24 protein-coding genes are annotated in these 23637 nt (G+C 64.2%); 8 read left to right on the top strand and 16 right to left on the bottom strand.

Features of this window, described 5'->3' with window-relative positions:
• Positions 1 to 78: 78 nt before the first annotated feature.
• Together AC1RT8_RS07910 and AC1RT8_RS07915 are read right to left on the bottom strand one after the other, a co-directional pair.
• Complete coding sequence (locus AC1RT8_RS07910) at positions 79 to 1932, bottom strand: tyrosinase family protein (RefSeq protein WP_493075063.1); 1854 nt, start codon at positions 1930 to 1932, stop codon at positions 79 to 81.
• 216 nt (positions 1933 to 2148) lie between these two features.
• Positions 2149 to 3063 (bottom strand): LysR family transcriptional regulator, encoded by a 915-nt coding sequence (locus tag AC1RT8_RS07915; RefSeq protein WP_493075064.1) that lies wholly within the window; start codon positions 3061 to 3063, stop codon positions 2149 to 2151.
• 94 nt (positions 3064 to 3157) lie between these two features.
• Here AC1RT8_RS07915 and AC1RT8_RS07920 point away from each other — a divergent pair, with 94 nt between their 5' ends.
• The gene (locus AC1RT8_RS07920) at positions 3158 to 4573 is read left to right on the top strand and encodes an aldehyde dehydrogenase family protein (protein ID WP_493075065.1); all 1416 of its coding nucleotides are present in this window, start codon (positions 3158 to 3160) and stop codon (positions 4571 to 4573) included.
• Between the two features lie 53 nt (positions 4574 to 4626).
• Here AC1RT8_RS07920 and AC1RT8_RS07925 read toward each other — a convergent pair whose 3' ends face one another.
• The 3 genes from AC1RT8_RS07925 to AC1RT8_RS07935 all read right to left on the bottom strand — a co-directional run bounded on the left by AC1RT8_RS07925 (position 4627) and on the right by AC1RT8_RS07935 (position 7050).
• Complete coding sequence (locus tag AC1RT8_RS07925; protein ID WP_493075066.1) at positions 4627 to 5013, bottom strand: hypothetical protein; 387 nt, start codon at positions 5011 to 5013, stop codon at positions 4627 to 4629.
• Positions 5013 to 6023, bottom strand: a complete 1011-nt coding sequence (locus AC1RT8_RS07930) for a hypothetical protein (RefSeq protein WP_493075067.1) — start codon at positions 6021 to 6023, stop codon at positions 5013 to 5015. Before AC1RT8_RS07930 ends, AC1RT8_RS07925 begins: the two co-directional genes overlap by 1 nt.
• Positions 6024 to 6150: 127 nt before the next feature.
• Positions 6151 to 7050 (bottom strand): LysR family transcriptional regulator, encoded by a 900-nt coding sequence (locus AC1RT8_RS07935; RefSeq protein ID WP_493075068.1) that lies wholly within the window; start codon positions 7048 to 7050, stop codon positions 6151 to 6153.
• Between the two features lie 117 nt (positions 7051 to 7167).
• On the opposite strand from AC1RT8_RS07935, the gene AC1RT8_RS07940 reads away from it, so the two are divergent.
• Positions 7168 to 8088: an alpha/beta fold hydrolase gene (locus tag AC1RT8_RS07940; RefSeq protein ID WP_493075069.1), complete on the top strand. Its 921-nt coding sequence runs from the start codon at positions 7168 to 7170 to the stop codon at positions 8086 to 8088.
• Between the two features lie 123 nt (positions 8089 to 8211).
• Here the strand turns inward: AC1RT8_RS07940 and AC1RT8_RS07945 are convergent, their stop codons facing one another.
• Complete coding sequence (locus AC1RT8_RS07945; RefSeq protein WP_493075070.1) at positions 8212 to 9333, bottom strand: hypothetical protein; 1122 nt, start codon at positions 9331 to 9333, stop codon at positions 8212 to 8214.
• Positions 9334 to 9353: 20 nt separating this feature from the next.
• Positions 9354 to 9653 (bottom strand): hypothetical protein, encoded by a 300-nt coding sequence (locus tag AC1RT8_RS07950; RefSeq protein ID WP_493075071.1) that lies wholly within the window; start codon positions 9651 to 9653, stop codon positions 9354 to 9356.
• A 192-nt stretch (positions 9654 to 9845) separates the two neighbouring features.
• Here AC1RT8_RS07950 and uvrA point away from each other — a divergent pair, with 192 nt between their 5' ends.
• A complete protein-coding gene (gene uvrA / locus AC1RT8_RS07955; RefSeq protein WP_493075072.1) occupies positions 9846 to 12803 on the top strand; it encodes an excinuclease ABC subunit UvrA in 2958 nt (985 codons plus the stop codon).
• Positions 12804 to 12816: 13 nt separating this feature from the next.
• On the opposite strand, the gene AC1RT8_RS07960 is transcribed toward uvrA, so the two are convergent.
• Complete coding sequence (locus AC1RT8_RS07960; RefSeq protein WP_493075073.1) at positions 12817 to 14412, bottom strand: pentapeptide repeat-containing protein; 1596 nt, start codon at positions 14410 to 14412, stop codon at positions 12817 to 12819.
• A gap of 199 nt (positions 14413 to 14611) precedes the next feature.
• Between AC1RT8_RS07960 and AC1RT8_RS07965 the strand changes: the two genes are divergently transcribed.
• Positions 14612 to 14761 (top strand): helix-turn-helix domain-containing protein, encoded by a 150-nt coding sequence (locus tag AC1RT8_RS07965; RefSeq protein ID WP_493075074.1) that lies wholly within the window; start codon positions 14612 to 14614, stop codon positions 14759 to 14761.
• Positions 14762 to 14865: 104 nt separating this feature from the next.
• A complete protein-coding gene (locus tag AC1RT8_RS07970; protein ID WP_493075075.1) occupies positions 14866 to 15075 on the top strand; it encodes a hypothetical protein in 210 nt (69 codons plus the stop codon).
• 139 nt (positions 15076 to 15214) lie between these two features.
• Here the strand turns inward: AC1RT8_RS07970 and AC1RT8_RS07975 are convergent, their stop codons facing one another.
• Genes AC1RT8_RS07975 through AC1RT8_RS07990 form a run of 4 tightly spaced genes read right to left on the bottom strand, consistent with a single transcriptional unit; the run spans position 15215 to position 16812 of the window.
• A complete protein-coding gene (locus tag AC1RT8_RS07975; RefSeq protein ID WP_493075076.1) occupies positions 15215 to 15565 on the bottom strand; it encodes a hypothetical protein in 351 nt (116 codons plus the stop codon).
• Complete coding sequence (locus AC1RT8_RS07980; RefSeq protein ID WP_493075077.1) at positions 15562 to 16146, bottom strand: RebB family R body protein; 585 nt, start codon at positions 16144 to 16146, stop codon at positions 15562 to 15564. The genes AC1RT8_RS07975 and AC1RT8_RS07980 overlap by 4 nt, the downstream gene beginning before the upstream one ends.
• A gap of 25 nt (positions 16147 to 16171) precedes the next feature.
• Positions 16172 to 16477, bottom strand: coding sequence for a RebB family R body protein (locus AC1RT8_RS07985; protein ID WP_493075078.1), 306 nt, complete (start codon positions 16475 to 16477; stop codon positions 16172 to 16174).
• 35 nt (positions 16478 to 16512) lie between these two features.
• A complete protein-coding gene (locus tag AC1RT8_RS07990) occupies positions 16513 to 16812 on the bottom strand; it encodes a RebB family R body protein (RefSeq protein ID WP_493075079.1) in 300 nt (99 codons plus the stop codon).
• A gap of 401 nt (positions 16813 to 17213) precedes the next feature.
• On the opposite strand from AC1RT8_RS07990, the gene AC1RT8_RS07995 reads away from it, so the two are divergent.
• On the top strand, positions 17214 to 18050 hold the full coding sequence (locus AC1RT8_RS07995; protein WP_493075080.1) for an NYN domain-containing protein: 837 nt from the start codon (positions 17214 to 17216) through the stop codon (positions 18048 to 18050).
• Between the two features lie 103 nt (positions 18051 to 18153).
• On the opposite strand, the gene AC1RT8_RS08000 is transcribed toward AC1RT8_RS07995, so the two are convergent.
• Entirely contained in the window at positions 18154 to 18960 is an 807-nt protein-coding gene (locus AC1RT8_RS08000) for a hypothetical protein (RefSeq protein WP_493075081.1), read from the bottom strand.
• 293 nt (positions 18961 to 19253) lie between these two features.
• Here AC1RT8_RS08000 and AC1RT8_RS08005 point away from each other — a divergent pair, with 293 nt between their 5' ends.
• On the top strand, positions 19254 to 19439 hold the full coding sequence (locus AC1RT8_RS08005; protein ID WP_493075082.1) for a hypothetical protein: 186 nt from the start codon (positions 19254 to 19256) through the stop codon (positions 19437 to 19439).
• A 105-nt stretch (positions 19440 to 19544) separates the two neighbouring features.
• Here the strand turns inward: AC1RT8_RS08005 and AC1RT8_RS08010 are convergent, their stop codons facing one another.
• Entirely contained in the window at positions 19545 to 20459 is a 915-nt protein-coding gene (locus AC1RT8_RS08010) for an OmpA family protein (RefSeq protein WP_493075568.1), read from the bottom strand.
• A 408-nt stretch (positions 20460 to 20867) separates the two neighbouring features.
• On the opposite strand from AC1RT8_RS08010, the gene AC1RT8_RS08015 reads away from it, so the two are divergent.
• Positions 20868 to 21944 carry an LLM class flavin-dependent oxidoreductase gene (locus tag AC1RT8_RS08015; protein ID WP_493075083.1) on the top strand — a complete coding sequence of 359 codons (1077 nt, stop codon included), beginning with the start codon at positions 20868 to 20870 and terminating at the stop codon, positions 21942 to 21944.
• A 274-nt stretch (positions 21945 to 22218) separates the two neighbouring features.
• Here AC1RT8_RS08015 and AC1RT8_RS08020 read toward each other — a convergent pair whose 3' ends face one another.
• Together AC1RT8_RS08020 and AC1RT8_RS08025 are read right to left on the bottom strand one after the other, a co-directional pair.
• Positions 22219 to 22971, bottom strand: a complete 753-nt coding sequence (locus AC1RT8_RS08020; protein ID WP_493075084.1) for a sterol desaturase family protein — start codon at positions 22969 to 22971, stop codon at positions 22219 to 22221.
• Positions 22972 to 23180: 209 nt separating this feature from the next.
• Positions 23181 to 23600, bottom strand: a complete 420-nt coding sequence (locus AC1RT8_RS08025) for a hypothetical protein (RefSeq protein WP_493075085.1) — start codon at positions 23598 to 23600, stop codon at positions 23181 to 23183.
• Positions 23601 to 23637: the final 37 nt, after the last annotated feature.

Raw genomic sequence — 23637 nt, forward strand, 5'->3', positions numbered from 1 at the left:
TGGCCGAAACGCCTCGGGCCGCCGGAATTCGCATCCCGACGGCCCTCGGCGGCCGGCACCAGGGGGGCTGGTGCGGGGCTAGCGCAGCTCGATCCGTGCCGAGCTGAAGCGGACATTGGCCTTCGGGCTGATCTGCCGCGCGGCCAGGGCAGGGGTGGTGCCCGTCACGCCCGTGCTCGGCTCGATCACCAGCGAGGTATCGCCATTGCCCAATGTTCGCAGCGCCTCGGTCGCGTCGAAGCTCTTCTGGTCCGGTGCATTCATGCCCGCCATGTCGTCATGGTCGCCATGCGGCGCGGTGAGGTTGAAGAAGTTGATCACGCCCAGCAGCACGCGTTTGCCGTCCGCGCCCTGGATATAGACTTCGTAGAGCACGCCCGGCGCCTCGTCGAAGGTGAAGCCGTCGATCACCACCACCGATCGCGCCGTCTCGCCGCCCTTTTCGGGCACGGCCTGGAGCATCGTCCGGCGCTGGTCGGGCGCGATCTTCAGCGGCAGCACGGTAGTGCCGCGCTGCAACGGGGTCGGGCCGGCGAGCGGATAGACACGCAATGGCCTCTCCTGGAGGATCAGGGTCGGCAATTTGATCTGCAGCGTCGCCGGACACCCGCCGCCGCCGGCATAGCTGTAGCCGAGTTGCGCGGTGGTCAGCATGTCCTTCACCGTGCGCGTCACCAGTGCGCCGGAGCCGTCGATGAAGTTGAAATTGGTGTTGAGCTGGTTCTGGTTGTTGGGCAGCCGCGCGGCCTGGTTCACCTTCAGCCAGCATTCGTAGAGCCGGTCGATATTGGTGTGGTGGGTGTAGAAGATCGGGTCGTTCCCCGCCGCCGGCACGGCGCCCATATAGCCGGTGGGGCAGTTCGCCACGCCGGTCGCGCAATGCACCGCGCCGTGCGGCGTCGCCTCGATCGCGCCGTTGAACGGGCTGTAGCTGGTCTGCAGCATCGCGTTGGTCGTCGACACGACCGATGGGGCGAGGTTGCTCGTGCCCACGTTCAACTGTGCCTGGCGGTTGGGGATGTAGAGCGGATTGGCCACCGTCTGGCCGCCCGAATTGACATAGGTCTGGTCGCGATAGGCGGCCGGCATCTGGGCGTTGGTCTCATAGTCCCAATAGGGCAGCCGCAAATTGGGGTCGCCCGCCGCCGCCTGCAGCACCTGCTCGAAATAATAGAGGTACATGCGGTGCCATGTCAGGAACTGGATCGTGCCGTGCTGGCAGGTGCACCAGGTCGCATTCTCGTCGGCATTGCTCTTCGCCTGGGCGGAGAGCCCGCTCATACCCGCGGCGCTCAGACCGGAGACGCTGGCGCAGCCCGTGCCGAAATAGGAGTGCATGTTCGCCCAATAGATCCAGCTCCGCCGGTAATTGGCGCTGCCGCGCGGTTCGCTGTTCCACGCCTTCATCTGCGCGACGCCCTTGCGCAGGCTGGCCAGCTCGGTCGTGCTCAACTGTAGCACCGATTTGCGCTGGGTGGTGATGCGCATCGGGGTGATCCGCACGCTCTGGAACTTGTTTCCGGGCGGCGCTCCGGCGGGATACATGTCGAAGGTCAGGGTCGATCCGGCGCCCGCCTTGAAGCCGAAGCTCGCGCTGCCCGTACCGCTGGCATCGGTGCGGACCTGGCCCAGCCCGCGCTGGCATTTCCAGTAGAAATCATAGGAAGTGTTGGGCGTGCCGCTGGTGATCTGCACGGTGGCGGTGGTGTCTCCGGCATCGGTCTGGGTGATCGTCACCTGGCCGCCGTTACGCGCCGGGTCCGATCCGTTGACATTGTTGTTGCCGCAGTCGGAGAAATCCTGGCGAACCAGCGGCCCCGATGCCTGCAGGTTGCCCGATTGCGCCGAGGCCGCGGGTGCGGCCGCCAGCGCGCTCATCACCAGCAGCATCGCCGCACCGCCATGCAGGGCCGTAAGCCGAGTCTTTACCATGTAAGACATCTCAAGCCTTTCTCGTTTTATGTTTTTAGAAAAGCACGCAAACATCTGGTGCGCAGCCATTAACAAAATGGCGCGTTATCCTGAGTATCGACTCACGGGTCGATCACCTATTCTTGAAATGTACGCCCGATGGAAAAACATGTCTTCAGGAACTGTCGCCAGATCGAGGGAAAAGTCTGTCCGGAATCCGTTATATCCAAACGGATGCTATTGCCCCTGCATCCGCCACTGGCCGGCATTCACCTCGCGGATCAGGTCGATCAGTGCGCGCAGGCCCGCCGGAACATGGCGCCGACCGGGATAATAGAGACAGAGTCCCGGAAAGGCGGGCGTCCAGTCTTCCAGTACGGCGACCAATCGCCCGGCGGCGATATGCCCGGCCACCGACCATTCGCTGAGATAGGCGAGACCCGCGCCGGCCAGCGCAGCCTCGATCATGAGCGTCATCTCGTCGAGGGTCAGCGTTCCCGGCACGTCGATCGCCATCGCCTCGCCACCGCGCTCGAATTCCCAATGCCAGATCGCGCCGCTCGCCAGACGTGCCCGGATGCAGCGTTGGTGGAGCAGGTCTTCCGGCACCTTCGGTCTGGAATGGCGCTCGAAATAGTCGGGCGATCCCACCACCAGCATGCGCTGCTGCGGGCCGATCGGCACCGCGATCATGTCCTGCGGCACGATCTCGGCGAGCCTGATGCCGGCGTCGAAGCCCTGGCCGACCACGTCGACCAGCCTGCCCTCGGTCACCAGCACCAGGTTCATGTCCGGATAGCGGCGCAGATATTCCAGGATGAGCGGCGTCAGGATCATCCGCGCCGCGCCGGCCGAGCTATTGATGCGCAAGGTGCCTGTCGGCGTGTCGCGGTGGCTGTTGATCCCCTCGATCGCGCCGCCGATCTCGCTCAGCGCCGGCGCGATCCGGGCGATGAACTGCTCGCCCGCATCGGTCGGCGAGACGCTGCGCGTGGTGCGGTTGAACAGCCGCGCGCCGATCCGCGCCTCGAGCGCCGCCACCGCATGGCTGAGCGCCGAAGGCGACATGCCGAGCTCGGTCGCGGCGGCACGAAAGCTGCCCAGCCGCGCCACCGCGACCACGGCATCGAACTCAGTGAGGCCGGTCTTCATTGTGCGATTTCTTGCATCACTTCATGCCGATCTGTCCAGCTTATCCGGTCAATCGGAGCACCCTATCTCGCCTCCAGCATCAATGGAGGCTCCCGTGAAAAGCATCGACACCATCTATATCGACGGCGCATTCGTCACCCCGCACGGCACCGAGTTGTTCGATCTGCACAACCCCGCGACTGGCCAGATCATCGGTACGGTCCGCCTCGGCGATGAGCTCGACACCCGCGCCGCCATCGCCGCTGCGAAGCGTGCCTTCCCCGCCTTTTCGCGTACCTCGAAAGAGGAACGGATCGCGTTGCTCAACCGCCTCGCCGACGCGGTCGAGGCGCGCAGCGCCGATCTGATCGAGGCAACGATCGAGGAATATGGCGCGCCCGTATCGCGCTCCGCCTGGACATCGGCCTATGCGGTCGCCGTTTTCCGCCTCGCCGCGCAGACCCTGCAAGGCTATGACTTCACCCGGCAGATCGGCACCGCCCAGGTCACGATGGAGCCGCTCGGCGTGGTCGGCCTGATCACCCCGTGGAACGCCAATGCCGGCTTCATCTGCGGCAAGCTCGCCATGGTCATCGCCTCGGGCTCGACCTGCGTGATCAAGCCGAGCGAGATGAGCGCGATCCAGACCGGCATCGTGCTCGAGGCGCTGCACGCGGCCGGTGTGCCGCAGGGCGTGTTCAACATCGTCAACGGTCGCGGCGACGTGGTCGGCGCTGAGCTGAGCCGTCATCCCGACATCGCCAAGATCAGCTTTACCGGCTCGACCGCGACCGGCCGCGCGATCCTCCGTGCGGCTGCCGAAAGCTTCAAGCGCGTCACGCTCGAACTCGGCGGCAAATCGCCGATGGTCATCCTCGACGATGCCGATTTTGCGGAGGCGATCCCGTTCGCGCTGATGGCCGGCTTCGCCAATAGCGGCCAGGCCTGCATCGCCGGCACTCGCATCCTCGTGCCCGCCTCGCGCCTCGCCGAGTTCGAAACGGCGATCGAGGCAGCGGTCGCGGGCATCAAGTCCGGCGACCCGCGCGATCCGGCAACCGCGATCGGCCCGATGGTCAGCCAGCGCCAATGGGACCGCGTCCAGTCCTATATCCGCAAAGGCATTGAGGAGGGCGCGACCCTGCTCGCGGGCGGAGAGGGGCTTCCCGAGGGCGAACGGAACGGCTGGTTCGTCCGCCCGACCGTCTTCACCAAGGTGAGCAACGACATGACGATCGCCCGCGACGAGATCTTCGGCCCGGTCCTCGCCATCATCCCCTATGCCGATGACGAGCAGGCGATCGGGATCGCCAACGACACCGTTTACGGCCTCCACGCCTATGTCGCCGGCAAGGACGAAACCCGTGCTCGCGCGGTGGCCGACCGGCTGGTCGCGGGCCGGGTGATCGTCAACGGCGCGCCGATGGAGCCGATGGCGCCGTTCGGCGGCTTCAAGCAATCGGGCATCGGCCGCGAGAATGGGGTGTTCGGGCTCGAGGCCTATCTCGAACCGAAGGCGGTGATGGGCTGATCGGGCCCCGGGGCCGCCCCTGCCACGCGCGGGCGGTCCCGTCCTTTTGCGCCTCAGCCTGCGCCGCCGATAAAGGGCAGGGCGGCGAACTTGGTCACGACGCCCGTCACCTTGTCGACGGCGCCCGCGATATCGTCGATCGTATGGGCGATCGCCTGAATCCGGTCGGCCTCCTTCTTCGCTGCCTTGGACAGGGTATTGATCTGGTCGATCAAGGTCCCCGCGGCGATGGCATCGTCGATCTGCTCGATGCCAAGCACGGCGTGACGGCGCAGCGTGTCGAGGATGCGGTCGTCGGTCGCCTTGGCCTTTTGAAACACGGAATCCGGGTCGTCCGAAAAAGGCGCCGACTGAAGGATCTGCATTGACATCGTCAGGTCCTGGACCAGGGTGTTGCGCGTCTGCGCCCAGGCGCCGAGCGTCTTGAGCTGCGTGGCCATCACTCCTCCTCCTTCTGCTTCAGCGTCTCGATCGCGCTGCTCGTCACGCTGGCCAGGTCGAGCACTGCGTTGATCGCCGCTTCGAAATCGACATTGCTGCCCGATCGTGCCGCCTCGGCGAGTTTCCCATGCGCGACGCCGATCGCGAGATAGCGCTGCTGTTCCCCGCTGCGCGCATTATAGTCGGCGACGCGGGCGAACAGGATGTCCTGCGCCGCCCGCAGATCGTCTGGAGACGCACCGTTCGACGCCAGCCGCGAGGCATTGACCTGCGCCTCGGTCGCCGCTTTCAGCAGCGCGGCGGAATCGTACAGATCGAGCCGATCGTCGACATCGGCCAGCAGGCCCGTCGCCTCCTGCACCAGCGGATCGGCGGCAATGACGATCTTCTTCAGGACGCGCCCGCGCTCGGCCGCCAGGAACAGCCCGCCCGCCTTGGCGACGATGGAGGCGATCGCCCCGATCTTGGCGCCGGTCGTGCCGGGCGCCGCGCCCGTCGCCTTGCGGATCGCCCCGTCGAGATTGCCGAGCGACGTGGCAAGCCCCGTCACCGAGGTGGAAAAGGCCTCCTGGTCCTTGGTGGTGTCGGCCGCGAGCAGGATCAGATTGTCGGAATAGTCCGACAGCGCCTGGCCGAGCGCCTTGATATTGGCATAGGTCGGCACCCGCTCGATCGGCTTGTTGTTGATATCGACCAGGGCGCATGGCGCCCGCGGTGCCGTGGCGGCAGGATCGGGCGGCAGCAGCAGGAGCGCGCAATCGGTCGACAGGCGCAGATCGACATGGTTCGCCGCCAGCGCCGCATGGATCCGCTCCTTCTCGTCGGCGGTCAGCGCGGTGAGGCGTTCGTCCTGCACCGCGACCGATGCCTTGGTCAGCGTCCCGAACTGGCCGACCGAGTCGCGATAGGCGGTGTTGATGCATCCGCTGAGGCAGGTCAGCATCGCCGCGACCGCGACGGCCTTGCGCCCGCGCCGCCATGGCCCCGGTTCAGCACGTGTCAGGTCCACCTGTTCCTCCTCCATTGCCGCCGATCGCCCAGGCCTGCGCAGAATACGCCTTCGCCGAACCGAACGGTCGCTTTTTGGCACCGTATCGGTGGTATCGGCGAACCGCGACTCCGATAGCCCGGGGTCGCTATGCCCGATCCCAATAAGGCGGATCGCCGAAGCTTCGCCTGAGGCTTGCGGTCAGCGCGGCGATCTTGGTCGAGGCGCTGCGATCGCGCGGATAGGCAAGGAACAGCTCGGCGCCCTCGGCCTTCAGCCCGATATCCACTTCCACCAGCGCGCCGCGCGCCAGCTGCTCATGCACGAAGAAGGTCGGCAACAGGGTGATGCCGAGCCCGGCCAGCGCCGCATCGCGCATGACCAGGCCGTTGTTCACGCGAAGCGCCGCGCGCGGCCGCAGCACCGTCCAGCCGTCCGCCCCGGCGAAGCGCCAGTCCGCATCGCGATTGGCGTAGAGAATGCCGCAATGCCCGGCCAGCTCCGCCAGGGTCGCCGGCTTGCCCTTGTCCGCCAGATAGGCGGGCGAGGCGACTAGCACGCGCCGCGTCGTCGCCAGCCGCTTCGCCACCAGTCGCGTGTCGCCGACCGGTCCGTGGCGGATCACTGCGTCGAATCCGCTCGCTGCCGCATCGACGAAGCCGTCGTCCAGCTCGAGCGTCAGGTCGATATCGGGATGATCGCGCAGGAAATGGTTCAGCGCCGGCCCAAGATGCAGGATGCCGAACCCGACCGGTCCCGACACCCGGAGCGGCCCGGCCAGCGTGCCGCGCCGCTGCGCCATCTCCGCCGCCGCCTCGCGCGCCTGGTACAGGATCTGCTGCGCGCGCGGCAGGAAGGTCTGGCCGTCCTCGGTCAGGGTCAGCTTGCGCGTGGTGCGCTGGATCAGCCTTGTGCCGAGCGTGCGTTCCAGTTCGGTCAGCCTTTCGCTCACCACCGACTTGGCGAAGCCCAGCCGCCGCGCCGCCGCGCTGATCGATCCCGCCTCGGTGATCGCGGTGAAGGCGGCGAGCCCGTCCATCTTCATCATCGTTCGGAAATCCCGGACACTAGATTCAGGATAATCCTACTAGTCCGAACAACGGATAGCGATCATTTTCCGGAGCAAGACGGGCGCCCCGGTGGCGCCCCAACAGGGGAATTTACGATGCTTCGTTCCTTGATGCTCGCCGGCGCCGCCCTGATCATGGCCGCGCCCGCTACCGCCCAGGTGCCGCCCTATCCGGCGGCCTTCCATACCGAGGAGATCGCGACGGATGGCGCGACCATCCACGTCCGTATCGGAGGCAAAGGCCCCGCCGTCGTGCTGATCCACGGCTATGGCGAAACCGGCGACATGTGGGCGCCGATGGCCGCCGACCTGATGCGCGACCACACCGTGATCGTGCCCGATCTGCGCGGCCTCGGCCTGTCCTCCAAACCCGCGACCGGCTTCGACAAGAAGACCCAGGCCGGCGACATACTCGGCGTGCTCGACCGGCTGAAGATCGCCAAGGCCGACCTCGTCACGCATGATATCGGCAACATGGTCGGCTTCGCCTTCGCCGCGCTTCATCCCGATCGCGTCGGCCGCTTCGTGCTGATCGATGCACCGGTCCCCGGCGTCGGCCCCTGGGAGGAGATCCTGAAGAACCCGCTGCTCTGGCATTTCCGTTTCGGCGGGCCCGATATGGAGCGGCTCGTCGCGGGGCGCGAGCGTATCTATCTCGAACGCTTCTGGAACGACTTCTCCGCCGACCCCAGGCATTTCACCGAAGCCTCGCGCCAGCATTATGCCGAACTCTACGCCATGCCCGGCGCGATGCATTCCGGCTTCGCCCAGTTCGCCGCGTTCGACCAGGACGCGATCGACAACCGCGCGCTGCTGGCGGCCAACGGCAAGCTGAAGATGCCGGTCCTCGCGCTTGGCGGCGAGAAGAGCTTCGGCCTGACCATGGCGGTGGTGATGCGCGGCGGTGCCGACAATGTCACCGAAGGCGTGATCCCGGGCTCGGGCCACTGGATCATGGAGGAGAATCCCGGCGCGACCGTCGCGATGGTCCACGGCTTCCTGGCCCCCGCGAAATGACGTGCCTTCGCCTGCTCGCCGCGAGCGGCGCCGCGCGGGCGGGGAGGCGCAGTTCGGACGGGCTTTGAGGGGGATGGGCGTCCGCCTCATGCGGACGCCCCGTCGCGTTCATTTCGATCGCCGTCATTTCAGCAGGTTGAAACCGCTGCCAATGAACACGCCGAACGATACCTTCTTGGTGTCCGATCGCCATCCGGCGCGAACGCCTCCCTTGAGGCCGGCGTCGCCGTGGCTGAGGAAATAGAGCGGCACATCCACCCCGACCACATTGTCCAGCGCGTCCCAGGTCACCTGGGGCGCGATCGCGATCGGGGCGATCGTGCCATCCCCGTGCCTGAACCGGTGCCTGAGCCCGAGCGCCACGAGCACGCCCTCATCGAGCGTCGGTGCGGCCGGCGATGCCGATGTGCAGGTGACCGGCGTCGTGCCGGTACTCACCGGGCAGAGTATCTCCTCTTCCGCGGCCTCGTATGCCCGCTCATAGCCGACCGATGCGCTGATCGCCGTGCTGGAGCCGCGCAGATAGCGGGTATAATAGCCCTTCGCGCTGAACTGCGCCTTCCGGGCATCATGCGCGGCGAGCGTCGTGGGATCGACATAGTCGAACTTCTTGTATCCGACCGCCGTTTCAAAGCCCCAGTCGAAGGAATCGCCCGGCAGTTGGGCCTCGTGATACGCCCCGAGCTTCCCCGGAAGATGGGTGACGATCAAGGATTCCGAGCCGTTCTCCGGATTGTTGCATTCCTTGATCTCGTCGTCGCGCGCCTTTTCCACTGCGGTCCGCTGTTCGGGGGCGGGGTTTGGGCCAAGGTCGGCGCTGCTCCTGATGAAACGGTCGCCCGCCTTGCCGCGGCAGATCGCCTGCGCCTCTTCGAAGATGTGCTCGGCGTCGGCCGAGATATCGAGCCGGGCGGAACCGCCGAACTGCCCCCAGCGCAGCGTCAGCTTCGTGCCATTGGCGAGCCCGTCCAGCGTCGCCGGCGCCGCATCGTTCTTGCCGTCGAACGGCGTCGATACGATCATGCTGAACTGCTCGAAATAGGCCGTGATGGTATTCGCCTTGCCGTCGCGGAGCTTCCGCTCGCCCGACAGTTGAAGGCCGATAGACGCGGAATCGTCGCCGGTTCCGGCGGTGACTTCGATCTGCTGGGCGGAAATGCCGCCGAAGCGATCGGTCGGCCCGGCCTCCTGCGCGCTCGCCGCCCAGGGCGCCAGAAGCAGCGCGACCGCCAGCGGGGGCACCACGCGATATCCTGGACACGCGCTCATAGCGTGAACTTCTTCCAGCCGGTGCAGTGCGGCTCGCCGGCTTGGCTGACTTCGGCCTTTTTCAGTTTGCAGACCTCGGTGGCGCCACAGGTCACCGTTACCGCCAGCGTCTCGCCCGCCTTGCCGAAGAAGGTGTAGAGCAAGGTGTGGTTCGATCCGTCGCCGCATGATCCCTCGACGTTGATATCCGCCTCGCCGGTGCCCCGGCCCGGGACCGCGACGACATTGCCGTCGATCGCGATCGCGATGATCGTGGCGCCGTCGCTCGGCTCCGTCTTGACGTGCAATCTCGCCATATCCGCCTCCTTGTTCGATGGAGAAGGCCGAATGACATGAACGCCCTGTCCCCATGCGTGACGGCCATCACGCCCCCGCAACGAATCCCCGGACTTGCCCTCGCGCGCCGCCCACCCCACATCCGCGCTTCACGCGTTGACCTCCCGCGCGGCCTCCTTTATCTCAAGAACAAATCTGGAACAGAGTGGCCTATGCTGACCCACATATCCGTCCGCGGCGCGCGCGAGCACAACCTCAAGCAGGTCTCGATCGACATCCCGCGCGACACGCTCACGGTGATCACCGGGCTGTCCGGATCGGGCAAGTCGAGCCTCGCCTTCGACACCATCTATGCCGAGGGCCAGCGCCGCTATGTCGAGTCGCTCTCGGCCTATGCGCGCCAGTTCCTCGAGCTGATGCAGAAGCCCGATGTCGATCATATCGAGGGCCTGTCGCCCGCCATCTCGATCGAGCAGAAGACCACCAGCCGCAACCCGCGCTCCACGGTCGCGACCGTCACCGAAGTGTACGACTATATGCGCCTGTTATGGGCGCGCGTCGGCATCCCCTATTCGCCCGAGACCGGCCTGCCGATCGCGGCGCAGACCGTCAGCCAGATGGTCGACCGCGTCATGGCCCTGCCCGAGGGCACGCGCCTCTATCTGCTCGCCCCCGTCGTGCGCGGCCGCAAGGGCGAGTATCGCAAGGAACTGGCCGAGTGGCAGAAGGCCGGCTTCACCCGCGTCCGCATCGACGGCGAGCTGTACGAGATCGACGAAGCCCCCGCGCTCGACAAGAAATACAAGCACGACATCGAAGTCGTGGTCGACCGCCTCGTCGTCGGCCCCGACATGTCGACCCGCCTGGCGGACAGCTTCGAGACCGCGCTGAAGCTGGCCGAAGGGCTGGCCTATGTGGATCTGGTCGACACGACGGTCGAGGCGTTGCAGGCGGGGGAGGGGAGCGGCAACGCAGTCCGCGAAGCCCCCCAAACCTTCGTCCCCGAAGGCAAGATGAAGAACACCGGCATCCCCGCCAACCGCATCGTCTTCTCCGAAAAATTCGCTTGCCCGGTCTCCGGCTTCACCATCGCCGAGATCGAGCCGCGCCTCTTCTCCTTCAACGCCCCGCAAGGCGCCTGCCCGGCCTGCGACGGCCTCGGCGAGAAGCTGCTGTTCGACGAGGAACTCGTCGTCCCCAACCACGCGCTCTCCATCAAGAAAGGCGCGATCGTCCCCTGGGCGAAATCCAACCCGCCATCGCCCTATTACATGCAGGTCCTCGGCAGCCTCGCGCGCGAATTCGGCTTCAGCCTGGAAACCCCGTGGGAGGATCTCCCCGGCGAAGTGAAGCTGATCATCCTCCACGGCACCGGCGGCAAGCCCGTCACCCTGACCTTCGTCGACGGCAAGAAGTCCTACGATGTGCGCAAACCGTTCGAGGGCGTCATCGGCAACCTCAACCGCCGCATGCTCCAGACCGAAAGCGCCTGGATGCGCGAGGAGCTGTCGAAGTATCAGAGCAGCGCCGCGTGCGAGGTCTGCCACGGCGCGCGCCTCAAGCCCGAGGCGCTGGCGGTCAAGCTCGGCATGCGCGACATCTCCTCGGTCACCCGCCTCTCGGTGGTCGATGCGCTCGCCTGGTTCACCGCCATCCCGTCGGAACTGACCAGTCAGCAGAACGCCATCGCCGAACGCATCCTGAAGGAGATCCTCGAACGGCTCGGCTTCCTCAACAATGTCGGCCTGGATTATCTCAACCTGGATCGCACCTCGGGCACGCTCTCGGGCGGCGAGAGCCAGCGCATCCGCCTCGCCTCGCAAATCGGCTCGGGCCTGTCGGGCGTGCTCTATGTGCTCGACGAGCCGAGCATCGGCCTGCACCAGCGCGACAACGACATGCTCCTGAAGACGCTCCGGCGCCTGCGCGATCTCGGCAATACCGTGCTGGTGGTCGAGCATGACGAGGACGCGATCCGCACCGCCGATTACGTCATCGACATGGGCCCCGGCGCTGGCGTCCATGGCGGCGAGATCGTCGCGCACGGCACGCTCGATCAGGTGCTGGCGTGCGAGGACAGCATCACCGCCGACTATCTCTCCGGCCGGCGCGAAGTGGCGGTGCCGGACGTGCGGCGCAAGGGCAATGGCAAGAAGATCACCGTCCACAACGCCACCGCCAACAATCTGCGCGGCGTCACGGCCAGCCTGCCGCTCGGCACCTTCACCTGCATCACCGGCGTGTCGGGCTCGGGCAAGTCGAGCTTCACCATCGACACGCTCTATGCCGCCGCCGCGCGCCAGCTCAACGGCGCGCGCGTGCTCGCCGGCAAGCATGAGAAGATCAGCGGCCTGCAATATCTCGACAAGGTGATCGACATCGATCAGTCGCCGATCGGCCGTACCCCGCGCTCCAACCCGGCGACCTATACCGGCGCCTTCACCCAGATCCGCGACTGGTTCGCCGGCCTGCCCGAAAGCGCCGCGCGCGGCTACAAGCCCGGCCGGTTCAGCTTCAACGTCAAGGGCGGCCGCTGCGAGGCGTGCCAGGGCGACGGCCTGCTCAAGATCGAGATGCACTTCCTGCCCGACGTCTATGTGACGTGCGACGTGTGCCACGGCGCCCGCTACAACCGCGAGACGCTCGAGGTGAAGTTCAAGGGCAAGAGCATCGCCGACGTGCTCGACATGACGGTCGAGGACGCGGTCGAATTCTTCAAGGCCGTGCCCCCGATCCGCGACAAGATGGCGATGCTGGCCGAAGTCGGCCTCGGTTACGTCAAGGTCGGCCAGCAGGCGACGACCCTGTCGGGCGGCGAAGCGCAACGCGTGAAGCTGGCCAAGGAGCTGTCACGGAGAGCGACCGGCCAGACCCTCTACATCCTCGACGAGCCCACCACGGGCCTGCATTTCGAGGACGTGCGCAAACTGCTCGAAGTGCTCCACGCGCTGGTCGACCAGGGCAATACGGTCGTGGTGATCGAGCACAATCTGGATGTCATCAAGACCGCCGACTGGGTGCTCGACCTCGGGCCCGAGGGTGGCGTGAAGGGTGGCGAGATCGTTGCCGAGGGCACGCCGGAGAAGGTGGCGAAGACCAAGGGGTCGTTTACCGGGCAGTATCTGGCGCCGCTGCTGGAGCGCGGTAGGGAGCGGGTGGCGGCGGAGTAGCTTGATACGTGAGTTACCGCCCTCTCAACTGGCGGTATCGTAGAAAGAAGAAACGCATCGCTGACTTCTCTAGGATTGTTTTGAATTTAGATTGTCGCTTATCGTCGTGTAGTGTCTCATTCGCCTTAAGAATTCTTACTCCTGAGTAATAAAAAAAAGAAGATATGAGCAAACTCAGAATGAGCGCTATGGAAGATGGGACACGAATTTGCGTGTCTGCCTCCCATAAAGAAAGCATGATTATCGATATAGTTATAGGCGTTAAAAGCCAGTGAGAGATAATTGAGAATGCAAACTGAACCCAATATCCGCTGGGTAATTTAAACCCTCTGTGTTCAGATATCACTCGGAGGTGTATCCATACTGGCGCGAGGACCGACCAAGGCGAGATCGCCTCGGGCACTCTGGTGCCATTCGGAAATATTGTGGGTAAATCCGAAACAGACTCCCATATCCTTGTGACATATAGGCTTACGTAAATAAATATGATAGAACTTTGAATTATACCGAACAGAGCAAAATTGTGCGGAGCTAACTGCACCTGAAGAATTGGCAGGGATATACTTTGTACTGGATCGGAGAATCCGAATACGGCAACCATGACTCCGCAAGTGATTATATTGCTGATATAAGCGGGCCGGGCCAGCGAAGTTATTCTCTCTATGCGATCTATCGGCGGGTTGAAAATCTTATCATCTGGAATCTTGGCTCCAGACAGATCGCTGCCTTGGAAGGCGCCGGACCAAATTCCCTTACACTTGCGGAGATCTGCTCCAGTTAGATTGCACCAACGAAAGGTCGTATTCGTGAGATCCGACTCGGCTAGATCCATATTTTGTAGAGAAGCATTCTTAAAACCTGAATTGGAAAAATCCGCTCCTGAGGTTTGTTCTTCACGTTCTACTTCATATTCGTAGTCTGAAGATATCAAAAAACTATTTTGACCTCGATACATTTCTTGTCCAGATAATCGCACTCTCTCAAACGAACTGCTAATTAGCTTTGCGCCACATAAATTGCTCTCAAAAAAGCGTACTCCGTCGAATGACGCCCACTGTCTGTACGAAAATTCTAGGTTAACTGAGTCGAATAGTGACCCATCGAACGATGCTTCATCTAACATGCAGTGCCGGATTGCCACATCTCGCAACTCAGCATTAAAGAGCCAAATATCTTCTAGGCTGCATGCTTCAAAGGAGCATTTATTGAAGGAGCATTTTTCAAAATGACAGCAGCCAAAATTTACATCCGACGCGACCACGTTGACGAAGGTGGACCCTTCGAAGTGTATTGAATCAAATACCCCGCCTTCGAAGATGCAATCTATAAATTTCGCGTTTCGAGCGGTTCCAAAAAACTCCACTCCTGATAAATCAAATCCTTTGAATTCTATCCCATCAAAATCCGGAGAATATTCTTCGATATTAAATGGATAGGTTGATTCTGCCCATGCTGCATTCCAGGCTTCAGCGCCTGCCTTCAGCAATGACAACGCTTTCTTGTCCCTTTTCGCTTGATCGGGGACGTGGGGGTCACGGACGTCGTCGCTATCATCAAGCGCTGTAGATGCCATCCCAAATTCCTCATCCGGCGATTGTGGTAATAACACGCCTTAGCCTCCACATGACCGGTTCTCGCGCGAAGAAAGTTCGTCACGGTGACAGTACACTTTATGAGTTACGGAGTTACGGGAGTTACGGTGACACGTGCAACAATCCCCAAACTCACCGCCCTCAGACACGCTCGCCCCTAACCCCAATGCCACGCCATCGATTCAAATCTCACATCGCCGCCGCTATCCCGGCGATATGACCTACGACCCCGCCTACGCCGATCAGGCCCGCCGTCTCTGCCACCTCGGCGCCACCGACGAAGAAGTCGCCGAGTATCTCGGGGTCAGCGTCCGCACGCTCGATCGCTGGCGCAACATCCATAGGGACTTCGCTGAGTTACGGTGACACGTGCAACAACCCCCAAACTCCGCGTTTAGACGCCCCGCGCCCTCAACCCCAACACAACGCCATCGATTCAAACCTCACATCGCCGCCGCTATCCCGGCGATATGACCTACGACCCCGCCTACGCCGATCAGGCCCGCCATCTCTGCCACCTCGGCGCCACCGACGAGGAAGTCGCCGAGTATCTCGGGGTCGGCGTCCGCACGCTCGATCGCTGGCGCAACATCCATAGGGACTTCGCTGAGGCCCTCATCGTCGGCGGGGAGCACGCCGACGCCCGCGTCGCGCGCGCTATGATGACGATGCTTCCATGAGGCTATCGAACCGAAGCGCAGAGCCATCCCGCTATCACAGCCGCCTGGCGAGGAAACGCGTTCCGCCCCGCACGCCGCAGCCGGTTGGCAACTCGCCACCGCCCGCCGTCCACCCAACGCCCCACAGCCGGGCGCCGCGTCAGCGAACCGAAAAGTCCCGCACGATCCGCGCCGAAGCCTCACCGATCGCCGCGTAATCGGCGATCGCATCGTCCACCATCTTGCGTGCATGGGCGAGGAGCATGAGGCAGGCCGGATCGCCGCTCGCCAGGAACTGGGCCATCGCGGCGCCGGCCGCGGTCGTTGCGATCGTGGTGGCGTTGCGCAGCGCATCGGCGGCATCCTGCACCGCGATCGCGGCGGATTGCGCGACCAGGTGAAAACCGGGTCCCGCGCCCTCCGTTTCCGCGAGCGGGTGGTTCGGCGCGGCAGCCCGTGCCTGGTCGATCGCCTCGGCGATCCGGGCCTGCACCGTCGACTGGTCGGTCACGGTCTCTTCCCGGCGGGCGCGGCCCTTCTGGCCGGCCGTTTCGCCGATGAGGGCGGTCGCCCGCCCGCGTCGCCGCTATCCGCCGGGGTGTCCGACATGGCGGCCGCCAGCCGGTCGAGCGCCTCCGTGGCGGCGTCCGCATCGCCGTCCGGCTGCAGCGCCCGGCTCTTGAGGATCGCGATCCCCGCCTGAATCTGCGCCTCGACGGCTGCGATCAGCCCCTGGGCCGGCCCCGCCCCCGATATCGTCCCCGATGTCGTCATTTTTGCCAAACGCGCGTTGGCGCCCGCAAGGCGCGCGCAGGTCGCGACGACAGCGGCCGAGCTGATCACCGCATCCGCCTGCTGGCGCGCGACCGCGTTATGCAGGGCGAGCGCCGAGGCCTGGGTCGCGGCGAGGTTCAGCATCGCCGCCGAACTGGCGGGTGCCAGCCCCGTCGCCATGGCATTGATCGCGTTGACGGCATCCAGGATCTGGCTGTTCACCGTCGTTTGGGGCGACGCGGGATGCGGGGCACCCGTGTCGGCGCCGCCCGGCGCGCCCGCCGCCCCGGCCGGGGCACCCTGTGTTTCGTCGGACATTGTCCTGCCTCCAGGCATGGGGGTTTCAGGCGGCGGGGTTTCCGGCCCAGTCCGCCGGCGGCGCCGGCACAGGGGCCGCCGCCTGGTGCGGCGCGCCGCCGCCGGCGACCTGCGCATAGATCAGCGCCACGCCCGCCGTCGTCGCCGCCTGCGCGGTGATGTTCATCTGCTGCTGCGCCATGGTCGCATTATGGGCCGCGTTGGCGAGCGCCTGCGCGGTCGCCTGATACAGCATGCCGATCGCCATCGCGGGCGAGACGCCGAGCACCTGGACCGACGCCTGCGTTACGGAATCGGTAATCTGACTATTGACCGAGGTTGGAAATGCCATCGATTCATCCTTGCTTCGCCGGAACGAAAGGTCGCTCAGCCCTGGTCGGCGCCCTTGTCGGCCGTCGCCGCATTGAAGATGTCCCTGGTGGCGATGCCGGCTGACGCGGTGTCGATGGAATAGAGCGTCGCCACGCCCATCGTCGTCGCGGCCTGCGCGGTGACATAGGATTGCTGCTGCGCGGCGGTGGCGTTGTGCGCCGCATTGGCGAGGGCCTGGGCGGTCGCCTGATAGAGATTGCCCATCGCGATGGCCGGGGCGTCGCCAAGAACATTGGTGTTGGCCTGGGTGACCGCGTCGGTGATTTGATCGTTGACCGCTGTTGGAAAGGCCATCTTCAGTTCCCCTGCCCATGTGTCGCCGCCACGCCGCGGCCCCGCTGCGGTAGCCGCGACGATAGGGACAATCCATCGGGAGACGCCCTCGTTTTGGTGGGATCGCGCTCGGTTTCTTCCGGTCCCGTCCTGAATTAGGGTGGAATTACGCTGCTACGTGCAACAACCCCTTAACCTCGGCCCGCCCACGCTCGTTAAAAATACGCAACCCGGTTCCAGACGGTCGACGAAGCAAGGGCCTTCATCGGCGCGCACTACCCCAATCCCCACCACCTGCCCTATGCTACCCTCATCCCGGCACCGGCGACTCAACCGACCGGAGCCGCGCCCATCACAACAGCGCCGCCGCGCCAACGCGCAGCGCCCGCGCCCCGGGCACGCACCGACAAGAAAGATCAATCATGGAAGACTATCAACCCACCACCCCGGCCCCCAATCGCCGCATCGCGCTGCTGATCGACGCCGACAATGTCTCGCACACCAAGATCGCGCTGATCCTGGCCGAGCTCTCCAAATACGGTACCGCCAATATCCGCCGCGCCTATGGCGACTGGGGCAGCGCCGGCCTGAAGGGCTGGAAGGAGAAGCTGCACGCCTTCGCCATCCGCCCGATCCAGCAGTTCAGCTATTCCACCGGCAAGAACGCGACCGACATCGCCCTCGTCATCGACGCGATGGAGCTGCTCTACACCCAGAAGCTCGACGGCTTCTGCATCGCGTCCAGCGACGCGGATTTCACGCCGCTGGTCATGCAGCTCAAGGCGAACGGCCACGACGTCTATGGCTTTGGCGAGCGCAAGACGCCGGATCCGTTCGTCAACGCCTGCACGACCTTCCTCTATCTCGACAGCCTCGCTGATCCCGCCGCACCGGCCCCCGCCGCGCGCCCCGCCGAAAAGGAAAAGAAGGACAAGGCCGCGGGCTCCGGCGCAAAGGCCAGGGCCGAGGCGTCCCCGCCGAAATCGCCGGGCAAGGTCCTCGCCCAGGATGCGACCCTCGTCACCATCCTGCGCGGCGCGGTGGAGGCGGCCGCCTGGGACGATGGCTGGGCCTCGATGCCCGCGGCGGGCAGCGCGGCGAAGCGCCAGGCCTCGATCGATCCGCGCAATTACGGCATGCGCAACTTCCCCGAGCTGTTCGAGGCGATCGGCCTGTTCGACATCTACAAGGGCGAGGGCGGCCACAGCTTCGTCGCCGACAAGCGCAACAAGGACAAGGCCCCGCGCCCGTCGCGGTGAGGGGAGCGGACATGTGGCATTTGCTTCACTCGAATTTGGGCGGGGAGTTCGCCTGGTTGGCCCCCCGCTCAGCGCTCAAGCGACATTATGGTGGCACGGCACCCTAATCGCTCGGCTCGCGAGCGCCCCAATTCGGGCTGCTTTTCAGGAACTGATCGACTCTCATGATCGAAAGACCGGTCGATCGGGTTTGCATGATCTTGCCGTCGAGTTCTTCGATGTGCCGGAACAAGATTCCATGCAGGTCACTGTCTCGACGGCTGCCATAGCTGAATCTTGCCCCCTCCGCGGCCCAGGTTCGGCGAGCGAGCAAGCCGCACAAGCGGATCGCATCGTCGATTTGCGCGTCCTCCATCTCGAATGGCTGGTTTAACGTCGGGCTGCCCGGCGCGAGAAAACGATCCAGATCCGCGACCCCGCTCTGGAAATATTTGTGGTCAGAACCTTTTGCGGCATCCTCGAGATCGCGTTTCGCCGCTTGGAATATGCCCAAAGCCTTGATGCGAGAGGTCGCGACTACCGCCTTGGCGCTATCCATCTTGCGGCAGTCTCGGAGGATGGCAGGCGAGTCCTTCAGCGCTCGCGCGTTGCCCAGCAGGCCGAAGTGAAAGCCGGCCAGCGCAGCGGCATGGGCCCGTCTTTCGCTCGCAACCGCCCGCATGAACTTGATTTGCGCCCGCGAGACAGGCCCTTGATCTGCGCCCTGAGTCACGATCAGTTGGTCAGTCGGGCCGAGACTTACGCGGTCGGCTGCTTCGAAATCCTGGCGAATCGATTGCTCGGACTTGGGAGGTGGCTGGCAGGCTCCCAGCGCCAGCAGCAATGGGAAAACCATCATACGGCGACCGAGCTGAGATACCCTTGCCTCTCGAATTGCGGAGAGCGTGTACATATTTCCCAACCCCGCCATCTTTCACTCCCGCTGGCCTTATGGAGTGCGCCCCTAGTTTGAGACAGTAAAATTAGGGACAGCCCGATCAATGTTGGCCGAGGGGATCCTGAATGTGCTCGCTTTTATGTGCCCGCCTTGTCCTCGTGGCGCAGCCCGCATTCGCGACTGAATGGACGGAAGTCAAAATCGGCCCGGACGACTCCACCCATTATACCGACCTCTCGACACTCAAGGCAGGCGATGGTGTTGGGCTGAGAACGATATAGGCCAAATGGCATTGTAGGAAACCCCGACCCTCCGGCGCTGTCGACATGAGGATGCACCTTCGGCTCGATTGCAAGGCCAACGCGTTCGCCACGCTCTCGACCTGCGAATATGGACCGGATGGCGGCCTGCTCCGCAGCTTTACCGACACTATTTTCGCCAGCATGGACGCCCAGGCACCCGGGACGATCGGGAGGGCCCTCTTCGACAATATCTGCTCGGTTATTCTGTAGCCGCTCTTCGGGCCGGGAGCGGACTGCCGCTCCCGGCCCGATGCGGACATAGGGCGACGTCCGCTCACACCCGTGACAGGGGACGCGACGCCGCTCCCGCGTACGTCACATGACGTCGACGCTCTTGCTGACCAGGATATTCACCGCGACGCGGCGGTTCTGCGCCTTGCCTTCCTCGGTGTCGTTGCTCGCCAGCGGATCCGCCGTGGCCATCCCGGTCGGGGTCAGCATCCGATAGGGTTTCCAGCCGCACTTCTGCTGGAGATAATTGATGACGCGGTTGGCGCGCTTTTCGCTGAGCGCCTGATTGATGTCGTCGCTGCCGGTCGAATCGGTGTAGCCGACCACCAGGATCAGGGCATTTTCCGTTGCCTCGGCCGTGGAGGCCGTCGTGCAGAGCTGGGCCCTGTCCTCGGCGGACAGTTCCGACTTGCCGGTATCGAAGTGCACATTGGTGGTGCCCTTGATATTATATTTGTCGATATCGCCCAGGCGGCCGCGCAGCGACTCCGTTGCCGCAGTCTGTTCCTCGAAGCGCTGGTCCGTCGCGTTGCGGATCATCGTCGCGGTCTTGAGGTCGTTCTTCCGGAAACTGATCTGGCTCGCCACCAGGCCGGCGCCTGACTGGCCATCGCCTGCTTGCAATGTCTTGATGGTGACCGGCACGCCGTTGAGCAGCGCATCTGTCCCAAGCTTGCTGGTGCCGCTGAACAGGCCGCCTCCGGCCTTGACCCGCGTAGCCTCGTTGACGGCAACGACGACACTGGAGCCGTCGGCGGTCTTGATCTTCAACTTGTCGGCATTGCGCGCGGAGATGACGCCCTTGACCTCGGGCCCTGGGGTCATCGCAGCCGGGGCAGGGCCATAGACGACGACATTGGACTCGGGCGAATTCTGCGGCGGCTGGGCTTGCTGCGACTGTGGTTGCTGCTGTTCCTGCGCGGACACGATGCCCGTCACGGACACGGCCAGCGCGGCGACCAGGAATCGCGTTCCCGCCTGTTTTGAAATGACACGCATGAGGCAATCTCCTCTAAAACTGCCCCCCGGCCGGCCTTGCGTGTCAGGTGAACCTGTCCCGCAGATGAACAAGACCGGAAAAGTCGTTACCCAAGCGGTCGGGTCGAGCGCACCGTGCGACGAACCGACATGGCCCGCGCTGCCAGCCGGCGATTTGCCACCGGGCGAATGGCCGATTCTGCCAGGCAGCGCTTCGTGCCGGCCCGGAACCACCGGCATTGGGCCGTTAGCTGCCTGATGACGGCGCCCGGCCCGCCGATCTCGACCTCAGGCCGTGGCGCGTGCCCATGGAGCAGCACCCTGCGCGGCACCACGCATCCCATCTTTATCGCCCCGAATATCAACCCCGTTGCGCTCCAGCTTCTTAATTCCTATCGGATCGATAGGAATAACTCAGCAAGGTGCGTCATGAGCAGCGATTCCGAATTCCTCTGGTACATCCCCAATCAAATCGGCGCCGGCCATCGCGGCGACACCACCCCCGCGAGCGCCGACAGCCTCGACATACTGACGGCCCACGCCAAAGCGCTCGAGGACCATGGCTGGAAGGGCGCGCTGCTCGGCACCGGCTGGGGGCGGCCCGATACCTTCACCCTCGCCACGGCGCTCACCGCGCGCACCACCAGCTTCGAGCCGCTGATCGCCATCCGCCCCGGCTATTGGCGTCCGGCCAACTTCGCCTCGGCGGCGGCGACGCTCGACGATCTGAGCGGCGGCCGCGTGCGCATCAACATCGTGTCGGGCCAGGACAATCTCGCCGCTTATGGCGACAGCGAGGGCGATCAGGCGCAACGCTATGCCCGCACCAAAGAGTTCATGCAGCTCGTCCGCCGGCTCTGGACCGAGGAAAATGTCACTTTTGCCGGCGAGCATTTCCAGGTCGCCGGCTCGACCGTGAGCCCGCGCCTTCAGGCCCGCGGCGATCGGCGTCACCCGCGCTTCTATTTCGGCGGCGCCTCCGCGGCGGCCGAGCAGGTCGCCGCCACCGAGGCCGACGTCCAGCTCTTCTGGGGCGAGCCGCTCGACGGGGTGCGCGAACGGATCGACCGGCTGAAGGGCCTGGGCAGGGATCTCGACCGCAATCTGCCGCCGCTCGAATTCGGCCTGCGCATCACCACCCTGGTGCGCGACACGACGGAACAGGCCTGGGCCGATGCCGAGGCCAAGGTCGCCGAGATGGCGAAGGGCGAGGGCAGGGGCTGGAACGACCACCGCACCTGGGTCGCCACCGGCCAGCAGCGCCTGCTCGATCTCCATGCGCGCGGCGAAGTGCTCGACGACAATCTCTACACCACGCCCGGCAAGTTCGGCGGCGGCGGCGCCGGCACGACCTGGCTGGTCGGCTCGGCCGCCGACGTCGCTGCCTCGCTGCGCAAGTACGAGGCGCTCGGCATCACCCATTTCGTGCTGTCGGACACGCCCTATCTGTCCGAGATCGGGCGCCAGGGCGATCAGCTCCTGCCGCTGCTGCGCGGCCCGGCATGACGAGGGGGAAGCGCCGGAATGTCAGTGCGGACTGACATTTCCGGCCGCGCGACAATCACAGGTTGCAAGTAAGTATATGAAATAAAGTAATATTAGTGCCGCTCCAGAACGGCGGCACCCAAAATGTCAGTGACCCTCATGACATTTTGGGAGCCACCGCTGCGCCGCGCTCGATTCAACCGCGCCGGCCATGTGCTAAAGCGGTCATGCACATCCGCCCGGGTGCACCGCTGTTTCTCATCGCTGCAATGACGTTGACGGTGCCCGCAATGGTTCACTGAACCACCACGGGCTCGATCGTCTCATCCCGGCGGCTGCGTCGGAATCTGATCGGCAGGTCGACCCAGCCCCACAGGCTCCGCGGCTGATCGATCTCCGCCAGTCCGGTCGCGGGCCACTCGTTCCGGGCGGGGAACCAGGCCGTTCCGAACAGGCGATCCCACAGGGTCGTGAACGCCCCGAAATTCTTGTCGAAATGCTTCTCTTCGAGCGAATGATGGATGCGATGAAACCGGTTGTCGCAGAAAAACACGCGCAACGGGCCAAGATTGATGCTGGTCGGCGAGTGGATGAAAGTCGCCTGGAGATGGAGAATGATCAGCATCGCCGGAACGGTTGGGCCGGTATCGGCGACGATCAGGCTTGCCGGCAGCAACAGGAACACCGCCTGGAAGATCGGCTCGCTGACATGATGGTATGAATTGGCCGCGTTAAGTTCCCGGATCGAATGATGCACCGCATGGAATCGCCAGGCGAAGACATGCTGCGCTCGATGGAACCAGTAGAAGAAAAAATCATAGATCAGCGCAGCCGCCAACGGTGCCACGACGATCGCCAGGATCCCGGCCCGATCGAAGGACATGGGCAAGGTGATGAGCGGCCTGATGCCGATCGATGCCCACAGATTGTGGAACAGCCTGAAGATCACCATGCTGATGGGCACGTAGAACGCCCATATCCCAAGCCCCATCAATCTCTGGTGAAGCGACTGCTTCTCGCGCGGAAACAGAAGTTCGATCGCCGTCATCAGCGAAAGGCTGAAAGCGCTCACAATGGCGACCGGCCGCGCTTCGGCCCATATTTCAGCGAACAGCGTCACCCGACCGTCCTATTCCGTCGCGCGATACCAAAGGATTAATGCGCCCGGAAACTCGGGGACACTATACTAGTTTCCTCGCCGCGAATCGCCGTCGGCGCGAGAGAACGCTCGACATCCGGCGCCGGCTGGTCGCATCCTCAGCAGCCGCACTCGATCTTCACTGCCTGAGGCTGGCACTCCCGCGGGCACTTCACCGCGATCGCGCGGCGGATCGACAGCATCTCGGAATAATGCCGCCGGCAGATCGCCTCATATAGCCGCACCAGCCGCCGCAGCCGCACGATCCGTATCCCCCAGACGAACAGCGACAGGAGCAGCAGGAAACTCATCGCCGTCAGCGCAGCGCAGGCGACCGGCGGCAAATGAAGCGCCGCGCACGCCACGGCGCTGGCAAAGACCGCGAGCCACAGCGAAAGCAGGATCCAGTAGTCGTGCCGCGCTGCCTTCCACACGTCGCAATGGAGCCGCAGCACAAGCTCGGCGTCCAGGGCCGCGTACGTCTTGTCCCAATAATCGTCGATCAGTGATTTGCAGGGCTCTTCGTCGCAAGCCGACATCTTCCCCTCCCGCCTCTTCGCGGCGAGCATATCATAT

It is taken from the genome of Sphingomonas sp. GW821-FHT10F11, assembly GCF_058809095.1.

Excerpts from the sequence above, each read along its gene's own strand:
- AC1RT8_RS08025 (WP_493075085.1), bottom strand. The coding sequence starts at position 23,600 with ATGTCGGCTTGCGACGAAGAGCCCTGCAAATCACTGATCGACGATTAT.
- AC1RT8_RS07925 (WP_493075066.1), bottom strand. The coding sequence starts at position 5,013 with ATGGCCACGCAGCTCAAGACGCTCGGCGCCTGGGCGCAGACGCGCAAC.
- AC1RT8_RS07935 (WP_493075068.1), bottom strand. The coding sequence starts at position 7,050 with ATGATGAAGATGGACGGGCTCGCCGCCTTCACCGCGATCACCGAGGCG.
- AC1RT8_RS07940 (WP_493075069.1), top strand. The coding sequence starts at position 7,168 with ATGCTTCGTTCCTTGATGCTCGCCGGCGCCGCCCTGATCATGGCCGCG.
- AC1RT8_RS07950 (WP_493075071.1), bottom strand. The coding sequence starts at position 9,653 with ATGGCGAGATTGCACGTCAAGACGGAGCCGAGCGACGGCGCCACGATC.
- AC1RT8_RS07970 (WP_493075075.1), top strand. The coding sequence starts at position 14,866 with ATGACCTACGACCCCGCCTACGCCGATCAGGCCCGCCATCTCTGCCAC.
- AC1RT8_RS07995 (WP_493075080.1), top strand. The coding sequence starts at position 17,214 with ATGGAAGACTATCAACCCACCACCCCGGCCCCCAATCGCCGCATCGCG.
- AC1RT8_RS07915 (WP_493075064.1), bottom strand. The coding sequence starts at position 3,063 with ATGAAGACCGGCCTCACTGAGTTCGATGCCGTGGTCGCGGTGGCGCGG.
- AC1RT8_RS08000 (WP_493075081.1), bottom strand. The coding sequence starts at position 18,960 with ATGGCGGGGTTGGGAAATATGTACACGCTCTCCGCAATTCGAGAGGCA.
- AC1RT8_RS07990 (WP_493075079.1), bottom strand. The coding sequence starts at position 16,812 with ATGGCCTTTCCAACAGCGGTCAACGATCAAATCACCGACGCGGTCACC.
- uvrA (WP_493075072.1), top strand. The coding sequence starts at position 9,846 with ATGCTGACCCACATATCCGTCCGCGGCGCGCGCGAGCACAACCTCAAG.
- AC1RT8_RS08015 (WP_493075083.1), top strand. The coding sequence starts at position 20,868 with ATGAGCAGCGATTCCGAATTCCTCTGGTACATCCCCAATCAAATCGGC.
- AC1RT8_RS07985 (WP_493075078.1), bottom strand. The coding sequence starts at position 16,477 with ATGGCATTTCCAACCTCGGTCAATAGTCAGATTACCGATTCCGTAACG.
- AC1RT8_RS07965 (WP_493075074.1), top strand. The coding sequence starts at position 14,612 with ATGACCTACGACCCCGCCTACGCCGATCAGGCCCGCCGTCTCTGCCAC.
- AC1RT8_RS07910 (WP_493075063.1), bottom strand. The coding sequence starts at position 1,932 with ATGGTAAAGACTCGGCTTACGGCCCTGCATGGCGGTGCGGCGATGCTG.
- AC1RT8_RS07980 (WP_493075077.1), bottom strand. The coding sequence starts at position 16,146 with ATGTCCGACGAAACACAGGGTGCCCCGGCCGGGGCGGCGGGCGCGCCG.
- AC1RT8_RS08010 (WP_493075568.1), bottom strand. The coding sequence starts at position 20,459 with ATGCGTGTCATTTCAAAACAGGCGGGAACGCGATTCCTGGTCGCCGCG.
- AC1RT8_RS08020 (WP_493075084.1), bottom strand. The coding sequence starts at position 22,971 with ATGACGGCGATCGAACTTCTGTTTCCGCGCGAGAAGCAGTCGCTTCAC.
- AC1RT8_RS08005 (WP_493075082.1), top strand. The coding sequence starts at position 19,254 with ATGAGGATGCACCTTCGGCTCGATTGCAAGGCCAACGCGTTCGCCACG.